At 64.8% G+C, this 14,530-nt stretch carries 14 protein-coding genes; all 14 read right to left on the bottom strand.

Features of this window, described 5'->3' with window-relative positions; genetic code table 11:
• Position 1: 1 nt before the first annotated feature.
• Positions 2-1,033 (bottom strand): MlaD family protein, encoded by a 1,032-nt coding sequence (locus tag BLV94_RS36520; protein ID WP_072939684.1) that lies wholly within the window; start codon positions 1,031-1,033, stop codon positions 2-4.
• Position 1,034: 1 nt separating this feature from the next.
• Positions 1,035-2,060, bottom strand: a complete 1,026-nt coding sequence (locus BLV94_RS36515) for an MlaD family protein (protein ID WP_371851545.1) — start codon at positions 2,058-2,060, stop codon at positions 1,035-1,037.
• Positions 2,048-3,061, bottom strand: a complete 1,014-nt coding sequence (locus BLV94_RS36510; RefSeq protein ID WP_072939681.1) for an MlaD family protein — start codon at positions 3,059-3,061, stop codon at positions 2,048-2,050. Before BLV94_RS36510 ends, BLV94_RS36515 begins: the two co-directional genes overlap by 13 nt.
• Positions 3,058-4,140 (bottom strand): MlaD family protein, encoded by a 1,083-nt coding sequence (locus BLV94_RS36505; RefSeq protein ID WP_072939679.1) that lies wholly within the window; start codon positions 4,138-4,140, stop codon positions 3,058-3,060. The genes BLV94_RS36510 and BLV94_RS36505 overlap by 4 nt, the downstream gene beginning before the upstream one ends.
• Before the next feature lie 4 nt (positions 4,141-4,144).
• Positions 4,145-5,020 (bottom strand): MlaE family ABC transporter permease, encoded by an 876-nt coding sequence (locus tag BLV94_RS36500; RefSeq protein WP_174705470.1) that lies wholly within the window; start codon positions 5,018-5,020, stop codon positions 4,145-4,147.
• 1 nt (position 5,021) lies between these two features.
• Positions 5,022-5,834, bottom strand: coding sequence for an ABC transporter permease (locus tag BLV94_RS36495; RefSeq protein ID WP_072940389.1), 813 nt, complete (start codon positions 5,832-5,834; stop codon positions 5,022-5,024).
• A gap of 77 nt (positions 5,835-5,911) precedes the next feature.
• Positions 5,912-6,982, bottom strand: coding sequence for an ABC transporter ATP-binding protein (locus BLV94_RS36490; RefSeq protein WP_072939676.1), 1,071 nt, complete (start codon positions 6,980-6,982; stop codon positions 5,912-5,914).
• A 401-nt stretch (positions 6,983-7,383) separates the two neighbouring features.
• Positions 7,384-7,986: a TetR/AcrR family transcriptional regulator gene (locus BLV94_RS36485; RefSeq protein ID WP_072939675.1), complete on the bottom strand. Its 603-nt coding sequence runs from the start codon at positions 7,984-7,986 to the stop codon at positions 7,384-7,386.
• 177 nt (positions 7,987-8,163) lie between these two features.
• Positions 8,164-9,393 (bottom strand): cytochrome P450, encoded by a 1,230-nt coding sequence (locus BLV94_RS36480; protein ID WP_072939672.1) that lies wholly within the window; start codon positions 9,391-9,393, stop codon positions 8,164-8,166.
• Positions 9,394-9,399: 6 nt separating this feature from the next.
• Positions 9,400-9,633 (bottom strand): ferredoxin, encoded by a 234-nt coding sequence (locus BLV94_RS36475; protein ID WP_072939670.1) that lies wholly within the window; start codon positions 9,631-9,633, stop codon positions 9,400-9,402.
• Between the two features lie 15 nt (positions 9,634-9,648).
• Complete coding sequence (locus BLV94_RS36470; RefSeq protein WP_012689023.1) at positions 9,649-10,521, bottom strand: SDR family NAD(P)-dependent oxidoreductase; 873 nt, start codon at positions 10,519-10,521, stop codon at positions 9,649-9,651.
• Between the two features lie 231 nt (positions 10,522-10,752).
• On the bottom strand, positions 10,753-12,432 hold the full coding sequence (locus BLV94_RS36465) for an FAD-dependent oxidoreductase (RefSeq protein ID WP_072939667.1): 1,680 nt from the start codon (positions 12,430-12,432) through the stop codon (positions 10,753-10,755).
• A 182-nt stretch (positions 12,433-12,614) separates the two neighbouring features.
• Positions 12,615-13,646: an alpha/beta fold hydrolase gene (locus BLV94_RS36460; protein ID WP_072939665.1), complete on the bottom strand. Its 1,032-nt coding sequence runs from the start codon at positions 13,644-13,646 to the stop codon at positions 12,615-12,617.
• Positions 13,643-14,434, bottom strand: coding sequence for a MerR family transcriptional regulator (locus BLV94_RS36455; RefSeq protein ID WP_072939662.1), 792 nt, complete (start codon positions 14,432-14,434; stop codon positions 13,643-13,645). Before BLV94_RS36455 ends, BLV94_RS36460 begins: the two co-directional genes overlap by 4 nt.
• Positions 14,435-14,530 lie beyond the last annotated feature (96 nt).

The raw sequence follows: 14,530 nt of genomic DNA, 5'->3' as shown, positions 1-14,530 counted from the left end.
CTCAGTTCCTTCCCGTCCGCACGAGGTCGAGCAGCCGATCCATCGGCACCTCGGTTCCGGTGGTCGTCAGAGCCACGGTCGGCGGCTGGTAGGCAATGGTGAGTGCTCCGTCGCGCGTCGTCTGCTGCGCGAGGAAGGGTGCAACCGACGGAATCGTCGAGATCAGGCCTGCCATGTCGTTCGACCGTGTCGCCGCCAGCTTCAGGGCGTCGGTCGCCGGTCCGTGCACGAAGGGCCAGATGTCGGCGCCGTAGTTCTGCTGGATGTCGTGCAAAGTCGCTACCAGCCAACCGATTCCCTCGCACACCTCGATGACTCCGGGCCACAGATCGATGCCCGCGGCAACGACGGCAGGCATCTGCTCCACGATCGACCGGATCGAACTCCACCGACGCAGCGCTTCGTCCGTCAGCGGGGCCATGTTCGCGATCGACGAGCCGATGTCGGCGACGAGTTTGTCCGGATCGGCTGCCGCCTCGGCGGCATGCCTCATCATGTCCGCGGCGTTCTCCCCCTGGCCGCGGAGCGCCACGTCCAGACCGAGCACCGTCTTCCGGACGTTCTCCTCACCGTCGTCCGGAGCGATCGCATCGATGAAATCCGCTGCCGAACCAGCGATCTCGGAGATGCTCTTCGGAGTGTGACTGTGCCCCAGCGGGATGCACTGTTCCGGCGCGAGTTCCGGACCGGACGTGTAGTTGCCGACGAGTTCGAGACTCCGATCGGCGAGCAGGGACTTCGAGCGGGTGACCGCTCGGACATCGAACGGATAGGACCGGCCACTCGCGAGCGAGAAGGTGACCTGCACGTGGTCGCCCTGCGGCTCGATACCTTCGACACGGCCCACCTCGTAACCCATCTGGGTGACCGGGTTGCCGGCGTAGAGGCCGATGGCGTCGGGCATGAGCGCGCAGAACGCCGACCGGTCTGCCGGCTCCCCCGTCGTCGCGACCGCCACACCGGCGCCACCGACGGCGGCGGCCGCGCACACGACGGCCAGCACCTTGACGATCAGGCGTGATTTCCCGGACATCTCAGCACGTCCGTCCGGGAACGGGGACACAGAAGTCCGAGGCCATGAGTGTGCCGCCCTTGATCGCGGCCATTCCTTCGGGCGTCAGCCATTCGGCAAGCTGAGTGCGCAAGGACTGAAGATTGTCGATGGCTGGGCCCATCGACGTCCGGAACTCGTCGATCACACCCTTCGCGTGGTTCACAGCGTCGAGTACCTCCGTCTTGTGGTCGAGATAGAACGCCTCGAACGGCTGAATCGTCATCAGGACGTTGCCGAGCAGGGAATACGCCTCGTTGAATCCGGCGTGGGTGGTGTTGTACGTCGAGAGAACCACGTCGATCTCGCGGATCAGGTCGAACACCATGCCCTGATCGGCCTCGAAACTCTGGAGATACTCCGCGGCGAGGTCGGCGATCGTGCGGACCTGCGCACGCTGCTGATCCATCACGCGGGCGATGCTGGTCAGGCCCGAGATCATGGACGCGATCGACGTCGGGTTCTCCTCGAGCGCCCGGGCCATCTCGTCGAGGTTCGCGTCGACGGTGCCGCCCTCGACGTTGTCGGTCGTGTGCGGCGCGGCCTGGAGGACATCGCCGATCGAATACGGAACGCTGACCTGCTCGACGGGCAGCGGGGTGTCCCCGAGCGGCAGAACGCCGAGAGGGACGAGGGTGATCGCGTATCCCCCGACCGGGGTGAGCATGCGCACCTCCACACGGGAGTCCGAGCCGACCGGTACCGCGTCGTCGATCTCGGCCGTCACCAGTACCGCGTCCGGCTCGATCAACACGTCCGTGACGGTTCCCACGCCGATGCCCGCCACCCGGACGTCCTGGCCGATGTCGATCGAGGAGGCGTCGTCGGTACGGAACGAGAACGACATCCGTCCCGGTGGGTTCGCGTAGAGGACGGCGGTGGTCACGAGTGCGAAGACCACCAGGAGAACGATGCCCGCGCCGAACGCGACCTCCCTGCCGACCAGCGCCCGCGCCCGGCCCAACACCCCGCCGATACGCTGGGCACGGTTTTTCGTCACGGGTTGCATACGACGACCTCACTCCCTCTCAGCAGAACCTCGACGTCGGTGGGTAGCTGCGCCACACCGTTCGTGCACTGGATACCGCCCGGGCCTGCCCCGGCGGTCTGCGGAACCTGCAGACCGGCGAAGGCGACCGGCAGCAGTCGCAACGCTTCCGCGGTGTCCGGCACCGATGCGAATGCGTCGGAGAGCATCTGCTCGACGTCCATTCCCGGTTGCAGACCGAGAGCATCGATCAACCGTTGGATCGGTGTGAGGAATTCGGGGCCGAACGCAGCCGTCTTCGGGAACTCGTCGATAACCGTCATAGCCTTCGCGATCGGGAAACTCACCGAGCGCAGGAACTCGACGACCTCGGGCGACCGGCCTCCCATGCTGTCGGAGATCCGTGCGAGATTGCCGGTGAGGGTCGAGATGACCTGTTCGCGGTCGTGGGCGAGGCCGGCGAGTTTCTGTGCGTCTTCGAGCATCGGTGACAGTCCGTTTCCGTCTCCTTGCAGAAGCGAGATCGCGTTCTCGGTGAAGGTGTTGATGTCGTCGGTGCTCATGGTCGCGAGTACCGGTTGCAGTCCGTTGAACAACTCGGTGATGTCGAACGAGGCCCGCGTCTTGTCGGCAGGCAGTCGATCGACTGCTCCGCCCGGATTTTCGGGGAATTCGGCGTCGATGTAGCGAACGCCGGTGAGGTTCTGGTACTTCACCGCGAGGATCGTGTCGGAGGTGAGCTGATACGGCTTCTCCATCGTGAAGTGCACTTCCGCGAGACTCCGCCCGCCGTCCCGGATCAGTTCGACCGATTCGACCTTGCCGATCCGGACCCCCTTCGTTCGGATGTCCCCGTGTGCACCGAGCCCGGAGACATCGGTGAATTCCGCTGTGTAGCTGTTTGTCTCATTGGTCACCGGGCTCTTCATCGCGCTGATCACGATGATGAAGAGGACCACGGAGACCGCAGCCGCGACGGCGAGCTTGACGAGAGTGACGATGTACCTGGTTCGGTTGCTCATCGGCCGGCCCCGTCCTCGGACGGCGGGGCACCGGTCAACGCGAGCGGGGCCGCCAGTGCGGGCAGATCGTCCAGGACGATCCGGAGATTGAGCCGCTGCCCGTCGCCGCTGTCCTCGAACGCCGAGTCCAGCCGCTCGACGGCGGTGCGCAGTCGCTCGGGGCGCGCCCCACCGTCGTACAGGTGCGGCACCACGCCGGCGAGTTCCGAGACCACCTCGGTGACCGGTACCAGTTCGTCACCGTGAGATTTCAGCAACTGCCCGGCCTGTCCGAACAATTGTCCGGCCGCCAGGGTCAGACCGGCGTCCGTCTCGTCCATGAACGGGTCGTCGACCCCTACCGAACCGTCGGGTCGCTGGTTGTAGGTGCTGTTGTAGATGTGGGTCAGCGAATCGATCGCCTGTCGATTGAACGCCGGGAACACGTCGAGGACGTCGTTGACACGCCCGAGCAGGTCGGCCGGAAGTGCCTGCTGAGTCTGCGCGACCCGGTCGCCGAGCACGAGTGCCGCATCGAACATCGGTGTCAGGCCGTCGGTGTACCGGACGACCTTGTCCAAGCTGGTGATCATCGAGTCCGTCAGGGTGCCGTCGACGGCCAGCGAACCCTTCTCGATCATGGTCGACATCGTGAAATCTCCTGTGGGCGTGCGGTCCAGGGTGCGGTGTGCCTCCAGACCGGAACCGCCGGGCCTGCCGACCAGATTGACGGCGGTGGATCCGAAGTAGTTCTGCGGCCGGAAGTCGACATCGAAGGCATCGGTCAGGCCGCCGATCTGATCGGGATCCAGCTGGAGGTCCATGCGGACGGAGTCCGCGCCCGTCCGTTCCAATCCGGTGACGACACCGACCTCACCGCCCCGCAGGATCACCTTCGTGCCGGAGTCGACGCCCGGGCCCACGTAGGGGACGTCGATGCTGATCGGCAACCCTTCCGTGTCCGCGCTGCTCGGGTATACCCAGACTGCAGCGATCACTGCGCAGGTCGTCACGACGACCCCCAGCCCCGCCCCGTGCAGCACTCGGCTCTGACGGCCGGGGACCCCTCTCAGGAAGTCCTGACTCCTCGCTCTGCTCATTGACTCATCCTTTGAACACCAGTTCGGGACTGAGGCCCCAGATCGCCACAGTCATACAGAAATTCAGGACGACGATCGCGACGAGGCTCGCCCGGATAGCCCGCCCGGACGCCGCGCCGACCCCCGCGGGCCCGCCACCGGCGAAGTATCCGTAGTAGCAGTGGATCATCGTGACGACGGCACAGAAGACGACTGCTTTGACCAGCGACGCCACGAGGTCCGGAACACTGAGAAATTGGCTGAAGTAGTGATCGTAGGTACCCGAAGGCTGGCGGTGAAACGTCTTGATGATCAACCCTCCGGTGAAGAAACTGACCACGAGCGCCATCAGATACCCGGGGATCACGATGAGCATGCTTCCGATCAGCCGCGTCCCGACCACGAACGGAATGGCCTGCAATCCCATCGATTCGGTGGCGTCGATCTCCTCGGAGATGCGCATCGAGCCGATCTCGGCGGTCATCCGGCAGCCGGCCTGCGCGGCGAATCCAATTCCGGTGATGATCGGGGCGATGACCCGGACATTGCCGAACGATCCGATGATCCCGGTCAACGCGCCGAAGCCCAGCAGATCGAAGGCCATGAACGCCTGGATCGCGACGACGGCGCCGACGGCCAGTCCCAGGAAGAACATCAGGCTGACGACACCACCGTCGACGACGAGGGATCCGTTCCCCCACGCCATGTTGTTCATGGTGGTCATCGTCTGCTTGCGGTAGTGCCGCAGCGTTGTGGGCAGCAATGCGACCGTCTTGACGGTGAAGACCGTCACCTGACCGATTTCCTCGATCACCGACGTCGCAGCGCGACCCACCGAGCGAATCGGTTGCAGCAGAACCTCGCCGACAGGTCCCCTGCGATGCGTGGAGTGTGTGTTCATGTCACGCCAACCGGGCCGGAAAGAACATCATCTGGATCTGACTGACCACGAGATTGGTCATGAAGATGCAGAAGACACTGAGAACCACCGAGGCATTGACCGCGTTGGCCACGCCTTTCGGGCCGCCCTTCGCTTCGAGACCTCGCAGGCTGGCGATCAACACGACGAGCGCCGCGAAGATCACCGACTTGAGCACGGAGAAGACCAGATCGGTCGGTGTCGCGAAGGAGCCGAACGATTGCCAGAAACTGCCGGGCACCACATCGTTGACATTCGCCGAAATCACCAGCCCCGCCGCCACACCGGCCGCGACGATGACGATGCACAGCATCGGTGCGATGGCGACCATCGCGATGAACCGCGGAACGACCAGTCGCTGGACCGGGTCGATTCCCATGACCCGGATCGCTTCGATCTCCTCGCGGATCGCACGGGCACCGAGATCGGAGGCGATCGCCGATGCGGCCGCACCGCTCATCAGCAGTCCCGCCGCCATCGGCGCCCCCTGCCCCACCACGCCCAGCCCACTCGCGGCTCCTGCCAGCGAGTTCGCGCCGACCTGGTTCATGATTCCACCGACCTGCACCGAGACCTCGGCACCGATCGGCACCGCCATCAGCAGCGCGGGAAGTGCGGTGACCTTGAGAAGTTTCCACATCTGCGTGGCCACCTCCTCGAGGGGCAACCGCAGGGCGATCGTGTCGGATACCGTGTATTTCAGGATGTTCACGGCGAGCTCACCGGATCGCCCCAAAGTCGCGAGGCTGCGAATGGGCGTGTCCTTCAGGTATTTCCCCACCGCGGCGATCGACAGACGCGGCCGCCGTCGCTTCTCCGCTGCGTCCGGCTCGATCGGCGCGACGTCCACGGCGATCGGGACCTTCACACTCGTCACTTCGCAACTCCCGTGTCGAATCCCGCTGCCTCGAAGTACATTCGGTCCGTGTCTGCGTCTCCCGGACTCCACTCGTCGCCGACGCCGTCCGCTCCGAGGCTTTCCTGGATCGCGATCTGCGCGTTCTCCGGCAGGGTGTGCATGATGTGCCGGACCCGTTCCTGACGACGGGCCACGGCCTGCCGGAACGGCATCCCCGGCGTCGCCTTCATCTGCGGAACGATCCCCTCGACGTCGTCGACACCACCGGCATGGTGACCGGCATCGACCATCGCCTGCTCCTGCGCCATCTGCGCCTCGTCCTTCTCCTCCGACATCCCGATCGGACCGATCATCGTGCCGTTCAGGAACTGCTTGACCACCGGCTCCTCGCTGGTGAGCAGCACCTCCCGCGGACCGAACATCACCAGATGCCGGCGGAACAACATCCCGATGTTGTCCGGCACCGTCCGCGCCAGATTGATGTTGTGCGACACGATCAGAATCGTCGCATCGATCTCCGCGTTGATGTCGATCAACGTCTGCGAAATATAGGTGGTGCGCACCGGATCCAGACCCGAGTCCGGCTCGTCGACGAGAATGATCTGCGGATCCAGCACCAGCGCCCGCGCCAGCCCGGCACGCTTGCGCATACCACCGGAGATCTCGCCGGGCAGCTTGTCCTCGGCCCCGAGCAGGCCGACGAGTTCCATCTTCTCCATCACGATCTTGCGGATCTCGGACTCGGACTTCTTCGTGTGCTCGCGCAACGGGAACGCCACGTTGTCGAACAGGTTCATCGACCCGAACAGCGCACCGTCCTGGAACAGCACCCCGAACAACTTCCGGATCTCGTACAGCTCCTTCGAGGAGCACTCCAGAATGTTGGTGCCGTCGATCACGATCGACCCCTGCTCCGGACGGAGCAGACCGATCAGCGACTTCAGGAACACCGATTTACCCGTGCCCGACGGCCCGAGCAACGCACTGACCTCACCGGCCGGAAGGGTCAACGTGACGTCCTGCCAGATCCTCTGCGAGCCGAAGGACTTGGTCAGTCCCTCGACGGATACCTCGACTCCCACCATTACCTCCGTGTATTCAGGCGTCGAACGCGCCTCGGATGTTGCAGGGCACTTGCGACCTCGGGCCGGAACCCACAGCCGTCCCGCCGCGCACGTCGAATACAGCTTGTTTGCAGCATTTTTCATCGAATCGCGGACGATGGACGGCGAGTTCACGACCTCCAGCTGTGATACAAATTACGTCGCACGTAATACGTTATACGGCTTTTGACCGACCAGGCAAGAGCAGGAAGCGAAATGGCTCATCTGCGAAATACGCGCCGGCATAGGCATTCCCGACCGATTCGGCCGTGACCAGGCACGGGAACCGTCGACCAGCATACTTAAGGACATTAGATTTACCGGGTGAAAGCACAAAGAAGCCGTGCCCCCTCGGGGACACGGCTTCTTTTGGACGCGGGCGACTACGGCAGGAAGGCCGGCAGGACGAATTGCCTCATCATCTGCCGGTGCGAGGGATCGGCAGGATCCGAATTATCCAGTCTCGGAGCGAGCATCAGCTGCACGAGGGTGATCCAGGAGCACGCCTCGTCGGTGTCTATATCCGACCTCATTTCGCCGCCTGCCTTGGCGTCGTCGAAGATCGGCCCCCACAGTTCGGTGGTCAGACTCGTTGCGAGGGGGATCGTCTCGAGCCACGACTCGCCGCCGACGTGTTCGGGGCTGACGAGGATGCGCACGATCGGATCGTTGATCCCGTCGTACACCAGGTAGATGAGGCCTTCGATCAGCCTGTCCTCGAACGTCGCACACTCCATCAGGAACTTGCGGCCACGTTCGAGCGTCTGACGCGATCGCCACCTGATCAACTCGGTGGTGAGCGTCTCGCGGTCCTGGAAATACCGGTAGACGGTCGGGCGAGAGACCCCCGCCTCCTTGGCAATGTCCTCCATGGTGGTCTTCGAGATCCCGAAACGAAGAATCATCGTCTGGGCTGCCACGAGTATCTGAGACCGTGCGACATCGGCGTCCTGGCTCAGCACACCGGCGGTCTTCCTTCTTGCCATCCTCGCTCCAGACACCGTCACTTCCGACCAGCCACCCGACCAGTCGCGATACAAATGACAATACACGTAAGTTGTTGCATACCGGGGGCGACGTCCACTCCATTACACCAAAAGAGCGAGGCAGCTGCCCGAAGTCCCACAGGACCACGGACAACTGCCTCGGACGTCCGCCCGGCCTCAGGCCGACGGAGTGAAGGTGATCGGGAGCCGGATGCAGCCGCGAACCTGGGTGGCGTGCAGGATCGGCGGATCCTCCGGAACCAGTCGGTAATCGGGCAACCGCTTGTGAATCTCCTCCATGGCCAGCTTGAGCTCGATTCGTGCCAGGTGAGACCCGATGCACCGATGAGGACCGGCACCGAAAGAGAGGTGACGGTTGGGCGAGCGGTCGATCCTCAGCTCGTCCGGATCCTCGAACTCGTTGCCGTCGCGATTCGCCGAGCAGAGCAGCACGATGAGCTGTTCCCCCTCCGCGATCGTGACGCCGCCGATCTCGACGTCGCGGGTCGCTCGCCGGCCCGCGATCACCGCAGCCTCGATCCTCAGAATCTCCTCGACCGCCGCCGGGATGGTGTCGGGATCGTCCACGATCTCCTGCCGCTGCCCCGGATTGTTCGCCAGGTGGATGATCCCCCACGCCAGTGAACCCTGGACCGTGTGCAGGCCCGCGATGAGCAGGAGGAAGAACATGCGATACAGCTCTTCGTCGGTGAGCAGCCGTACCCCGTCCTCCATCTCGATCGGGGTGTTGATGATCTGCGCGGTCAGACTGTCCGAGGTGTTCTCACCGGACCGCACTCCGGCGACGATGGCACCGAAGTAGCCGAAGATCTGGTTGGCCGCATCCTCGCGGGCCTTGGCCGATTCTTCTTCCGTTCCACCGGGAATGCCCTGCAGTGCAACGTCCGTCGTCTTGGTGAACATCTCGGCGTCTTCGAGGGGCCAGCCCATCAGGGCCAGGAACACCCGCGTCGGCAGCTCGTGGGCGAACTCCGAGATGAACTCGGCTTCACCGCGTGCCGCGAAGTCGTCGATGAGCTCGTTGATGACGTCCCGGATCTGGGGCTCGAGTTCCTTCATCCGCTTGGGACTGAACAGCGGTTGCAGCGCCTGCCGGTAGAACGTGTGCTCCGGCGGGTCCAGCTCGATCGGGATGAACTTCCCCTGGCCCGCGTTCACGAGATTGTTCGGGTAGCTGGAGAAGGTCTCCGGATCACGCAGGACCTGGTGTATCTCCTCGTAGCGCGTCACGATCCAGTGACCGCCGTGCGCCTTCGAATACACGACTGGGCCGATGGCCCGCAGCGCCGCCGCGCGTTCCTGGAACACGTCCTCGGGCATCGCCAACGTCTGGTCGTAGACGTCGAAGTCCACGATGAGGTTCTCGGGTAGTTGGGTTGTCGTCACTGCTTCTCAGCCTTCCGAATTCGGGAGTTCGACGCTCAGCGCGCGTTCGGGGCACATCTCGACGAGGGCACCCAGTTGATCTCGTAGTTCCTCGGGAACAGGTTCGGCCACGACGATGGGGAAGCCCTGGTCGTCGCTGTCGACTATCTCGGGTTCCGCGCCGTAGCAGAGGCCGTGGCCCGCACAGGCGGATCGGTCGACCTTCAACGACTGCGCACGGTTCTGCGCATGAATGGTCATCGACGGACGCTCCGCTCAGTCGACGGGAAGCGTGGGAGTCGGCGTGTCCTCTTCGAACATCATCGCGACTCGTGACAGTGTGCCACCGTCCGTCGCGGGCAGCGTCAGACCGGAAATGTATGCGGAGTCGTCCGACACGAGGAAGAGTGCGACCTTCGCGTTGTCCACGAGCGACGGCGGACGCTGGAGCTTGAGCGGAATCGGCGAGACGCCCGGATCCCACGGTCCCGCGGTCTCCTCGTAGGACTGGCCGATCACCGGGGTGCCCGGGCCCATCAGGAAGTTCGGCGACATCCCGTGCGTGGGTGCGAGGGCATTGACGCGGATGCCGTAGCGTCCGAGATCCAGGCTGAGGCCACGAACCAGGCCGTTGACACCGGCTTTCGTCGCCGAGTACATCGCGATGCTGTGATAGGCGGCGAAGGAAGCCGCGGACGACGTCGCCAGGATGGTGCCGCCGCCGTTGGCCCGCATCGCAGGCACAGCAGCCTTACAGGAGTACACGACGCCGCTGAGGTTGACTCCGAGAACGTGCTGCCAGTCCGCATCCGTGAGGTCCTGGAACTCCACGTGTTCGCCGCCCGCCACCGACGGGACACCACCGCGGGAGACGACACCCGCGTTGGCCCACATGATGTCGAGCTTGCCGAACTGCTCGACGGTGGTCTCGACGCTGCGGTAGACGGCGGCCTCGTCACTCACGTCGGCGGTGATGGCGATCGCCGTTCCGCCCTGCTGTTCAACCAGTTTCGCGGTCTGTTCGGCTCGGTCGCCGTCGATGTCGACGACCGCCACCTTCGCGCCTTCCGATGCGAACAACTGCGCACCCTGGCGTCCGAGCCCGGATCCACCTCCGGTGATGACGGCGACTTTGTCCTGAAGTTTCATGTGGACTCCTCTGTGATGATTCGTCAGATGCCGGAGACTTGCGGTGCATGGGACATCGTCCGGCGAAGTCGGGCGGCGAGACTGTTCCGATCCTCGACGGCGGGGCTGTCGCCGGTCGAGAGGATCGAGTGCGGGCCGCATCCCCGATCCGAATAAACCTTATACCGTTAGGTGATGAGACGTCAATCACTTTCTTCGACGCGCGCCGGGTCGGCGCGCATCAGGGTGATATCAGCCGGAAATAGATGCACTCGAAGCGATTTCAATCATAGAGGCGGTGTCCACGAGCTTCACGCGCGGTCGGCCCGATTCCCTGCCGAGTCGCCGCTCGTGCGCGTCGATCGCCTTCCATCCGTCGTAGTCGATGCGCTCGGGACGCCGCTCCGCAACCAGCCGGCGGAGATCCTGCCGGCCACCCCCGGGAGCCGCCAATCGACCGGAGTGGAAGTCGTCTACGAGTTTGTCGACAGTTTCGGCGGCGCACGCCTTGTTGGTTCCGATGACGCCGGAGGGACCTCGCTTGATCCACCCGACGGTGTACACACCGGACATCGGTCCACTCGCGTCCGGTTCCAGCACACGACCTCCGACGTTCAGCATCGTGGATCGTGCACCCGAGACGGGGATTCCCGCGACGGGGATCCCCCGGTACCCCACCGACCGCAGGACCAGACCACAGTCGACGTCCTCGACGACACTTGTGGGAGCCGCCCTGGAACGGCCGTCCGCATCCTGAACCAGCTCGTTGCGGACCAGGCGGATCCCCTCTACCCGGCCGTCTCCCAGAACCGATACCGGAGAAAGCAGGTAGCGCAGCGCAATACGTTTGTATCCCGGAATGTGCGGGGCGGCGGCGAACTCTGCGACGATCCTGGCTTTCATCGCCTCGATCGAGTCGGTCCGCCCATCTGCCTCCCGCACCACCTCCTCGGGCCGTACCGCGACAGTCACGCCGGGGAGATGGCCGAGCGCGAGCAACTCCGGATTCGTATACGCCGCTTGCGCCGGACCTCTCCGGCCGACGACGAGCACTTCTCTGATCCTGCTCTCCGACAACGCTTTCAATGCGTGCGGGGCGATGTCGGTCTTGGTCAACTCGGCGGTGCCGGCGACGAGCACTCGGGCCACGTCCAACGCCACATTGCCGTTGCCGATGATCACGGCGCGCTCGCCCGACAGGTCGAACGTGCGGTGCGCGTGGTCGGGGTGACCGTTGTACCAGGCCACGAATTCCGTTGCCGAGTGGCTTCCGGGCAGGTCCTCACCGGGAATCCCCAGCGAGCAGTCGGCGGGGGCGCCGACCGCGTAGATCACCGCATCGTGATGCGCGAGCAGGTCGTCGTGAGTCAGGTGCGTGCCGACCTCGACGTTGAGGTAGAAGTCCACATTCTTCCGCGACGCCGTCTTCTGGAAGAGGGAGGCGACCGCCTTGGTCCCCTGATGGTCCGGTGCGACACCGAATCGGATCAGCCCGAATGGTGTCGCAAGCTTCTCGAAGAAGGAGATTTCCACGGCGGGACCGATCCGGGACAGCAGGTTCTCGGCCGCGTAGCAGCCGGACGGCCCGGAACCGACGATCGCCACCCGCAGCAGTGCGCGTTCGGACACCCGGGCAGCCTCGGCAACGGGACGTTCGGGTACGGGGACGGGCTGATCCCGGTTCGCGTAGAACGCCGCGTTGATCTCCTCGTAGCGCGCGGTTTCCGGAGTCAGGTCGTATTCGGGAACGATCGCGTCGACCGGGCACGCATCGATGCATGCGCCGCAGTCGATGCAGCCGACCGGATCGATGTACAGCATCTCCGCGCTGCCGTAGCCGGGCTCGTTCGGAGTGGGATGGATGCAATCGACTGGGCAGACCGCGACGCAACTCGCGTCGTTGCAGCAGGATTGCGTAACTACATGAGCCAACGTGAGCTCCTATCGCCTGATGACCGGATCGGTGGAACGCTGGGTCGCGTCACGTTTTACAGTGATACAAATTACGTTAGATGTAATGTTGTCGATGTGTCAAGCCTCACACCGCCACAAAAAAATCGGGCCCACACGCCACCCGGCGTGTGGGCCCGACCGACTGCGGGGCAGCCGAAAGGTCAGAGGTTGCGCAGCCGCACGATCTCCTTGTCGAACTCGTCGATGCTCTCGACGGAACTCATGTGACCGACGCCGGGCAGGACGATCAGGCGCTCGAGGTGACCGGCCTCGTCCAGGACGCGAGCGAGCTTGCGGGCATGGACGGGTGGGGTCAACCGGTCCATGGAACCGACGAGCACCGTCGTCGGAACCGCGAGGTGGTCGAGTGCCTCGTGGATGTCGAGGCCGCTGAGGGCAGCACCCCAGCCGCCGCGGATGCGCGGCTTGCAGTCCCGGACGATGTTCTCGCAGAACTGGACCTCGGCGCGCGAAGCGTTCGGCGACATCGACACGTACTGCAGCGCTCGCGTCATCACCGGCGAAGACACCAACGGGACCGGCGTCTTCAGGACGGCGCGGCCGACCGGAACCGGCACGCGCGGAAAACGATTCGGCAACGGTATGACGGTGGTCTCGGCGACGAGCCGGTCGCAGGCGGTGCTGGCGAGCAGGACCGCGGACGCATATTCCTTGACCTCGCCGGGGTGCCGTCCCGCCCACGCCATGATGCTCATGCCACCCATGCTGTGACCCACGAGCACGGCCTTCTTGCCTTCACGCACCGTCGCCTTCAGCACCTCCGACAGGTCGTCGGCGAGGACGTCGGGACCGAGCGGAAGCGAGCCGACCGAGCTGCGGCCGTGCCCACGCTGGTCGTAGGTGATGACGCGGTACTCCTCGGCGAGCGCATTCACCTGCGGGTACCAGTACTCGGTCGAACACGTCCAACCATGGCTCAGCACAATGGGATCGCCGTCCACCGGACCGTAGGCGCGCACGTACAGCGTCGCTCCGTCGTCGGTGAGGATCTCCGTCACGTCCGGGCGCAGATCCGGGGTGCGCAGCAATTCGTTCGGCGCCACCTCGGTCGACAACGTCAACCCGCGGGTGGCGCGCTTGTGACGGATCGCCGCTGCCGCGGCGGCGACGGCGCCGACCCCGGCTGCGCCTGCGAGCGCCCGGAAGGCGATGGTGCGCGAACTGCTGGTCATTCCTGCCCCTGTCCTGTCTCACTTGCTCTGTTGGTGTCTGTGCCCGACGCCGGACCCGGTGTCTCGCCGAGTTGCCGGGCCGCCCGCTCGAGGGCCCGGGAGATCTGCTCCTCCATCGCCTCTTCGAACAGCGACTGGACGGCGTCGTGCGCGAGGGGACGCATCTGGTCGACGAGGCGCGCGATTGCCGAGACCTTCGCCTCGTCGAGTTCGAGCGGCTCCCCCTCGGCGGCGAGGTAGCGGTCTGCGACGACGGCAACGAACCGCGCGGCGACGTCCGAGAGATCGCGTCGCACCGCCTCGGTCTGCTCGAGGACGTCCTCGAGCGGGATGCCTGCGTCGACGAGGACCTGCGCCGCCTCGATCAGTCGCGGATTGTCGACCGAATAGTCGTCCCCGGCGGGAACGAGCACACCGAGTTCGGTGCCGCGGGCGATGTTGGCCTCGGTGGTCTGCGCCCCGAACATGCGTTTCAGCTCGGCGATCGTCAGGCGTGCCGCCCGCCTGCGCTTCTTCCAGCGGCTGCCCGGGTCGTCGGTCTCCAGAACGTCCTTGACCTGGAGTCCGTAGTGCGCGGCGGTGAGCAGTTCGCTGATGGTCGCGAATGTGTAGCCGCGATCGAGCATCCGCCCGATCAGGTGCAGCCGCGCGAGGTGCGAGTCGTTGTACCACCCCGTGCGCCCCTGCTTCCGCGGCGGCGGAAGCAGTCCGCGGTCCTGGTAGACGCGCACGTTGCGCACGCTCACCCGCGCCTCGCGTGCGAGGTCGTCGATCCGGTATTCCGTCATCGGACGGTGTTCGCCCGTCGGAGCAGCAGCCGGGACGTCGGGCGGGCACCGCTCGCCGATTCACGCTGATGGACGACGGACATGTCAGCTCCCTCG

The sequence above is a fragment of the Rhodococcus koreensis genome (assembly GCF_900105905.1).
GTDB lineage: Bacteria > Actinomycetota > Actinomycetes > Mycobacteriales > Mycobacteriaceae > Rhodococcus_F > Rhodococcus_F koreensis.
The sequence above is the reverse complement of the archived record's forward strand: the minus strand, read 5'-3'. Positions and strand labels throughout refer to the sequence as shown.

What these genes read in the sequence shown, in the direction of transcription:
- BLV94_RS36500 (WP_174705470.1), bottom strand. Translation starts at nt 5,020, where the DNA reads ATGAACACACACTCCACGCATCGCAGGGGACCTGTCGGCGAGGTTCTG.
- BLV94_RS36460 (WP_072939665.1), bottom strand. Translation starts at nt 13,646, where the DNA reads ATGACCAGCAGTTCGCGCACCATCGCCTTCCGGGCGCTCGCAGGCGCA.
- BLV94_RS36470 (WP_012689023.1), bottom strand. Translation starts at nt 10,521, where the DNA reads ATGAAACTTCAGGACAAAGTCGCCGTCATCACCGGAGGTGGATCCGGG.
- BLV94_RS36455 (WP_072939662.1), bottom strand. Translation starts at nt 14,434, where the DNA reads ATGACGGAATACCGGATCGACGACCTCGCACGCGAGGCGCGGGTGAGC.
- BLV94_RS36490 (WP_072939676.1), bottom strand. Translation starts at nt 6,982, where the DNA reads ATGGTGGGAGTCGAGGTATCCGTCGAGGGACTGACCAAGTCCTTCGGC.
- BLV94_RS36485 (WP_072939675.1), bottom strand. Translation starts at nt 7,986, where the DNA reads ATGGCAAGAAGGAAGACCGCCGGTGTGCTGAGCCAGGACGCCGATGTC.
- BLV94_RS36510 (WP_072939681.1), bottom strand. Translation starts at nt 3,061, where the DNA reads ATGAGCAACCGAACCAGGTACATCGTCACTCTCGTCAAGCTCGCCGTC.
- BLV94_RS36505 (WP_072939679.1), bottom strand. Translation starts at nt 4,140, where the DNA reads ATGAGCAGAGCGAGGAGTCAGGACTTCCTGAGAGGGGTCCCCGGCCGT.
- BLV94_RS36475 (WP_072939670.1), bottom strand. Translation starts at nt 9,633, where the DNA reads ATGACCATTCATGCGCAGAACCGTGCGCAGTCGTTGAAGGTCGACCGA.
- BLV94_RS36520 (WP_072939684.1), bottom strand. Translation starts at nt 1,033, where the DNA reads ATGTCCGGGAAATCACGCCTGATCGTCAAGGTGCTGGCCGTCGTGTGC.
- BLV94_RS36515 (WP_371851545.1), bottom strand. Translation starts at nt 2,060, where the DNA reads ATGCAACCCGTGACGAAAAACCGTGCCCAGCGTATCGGCGGGGTGTTG.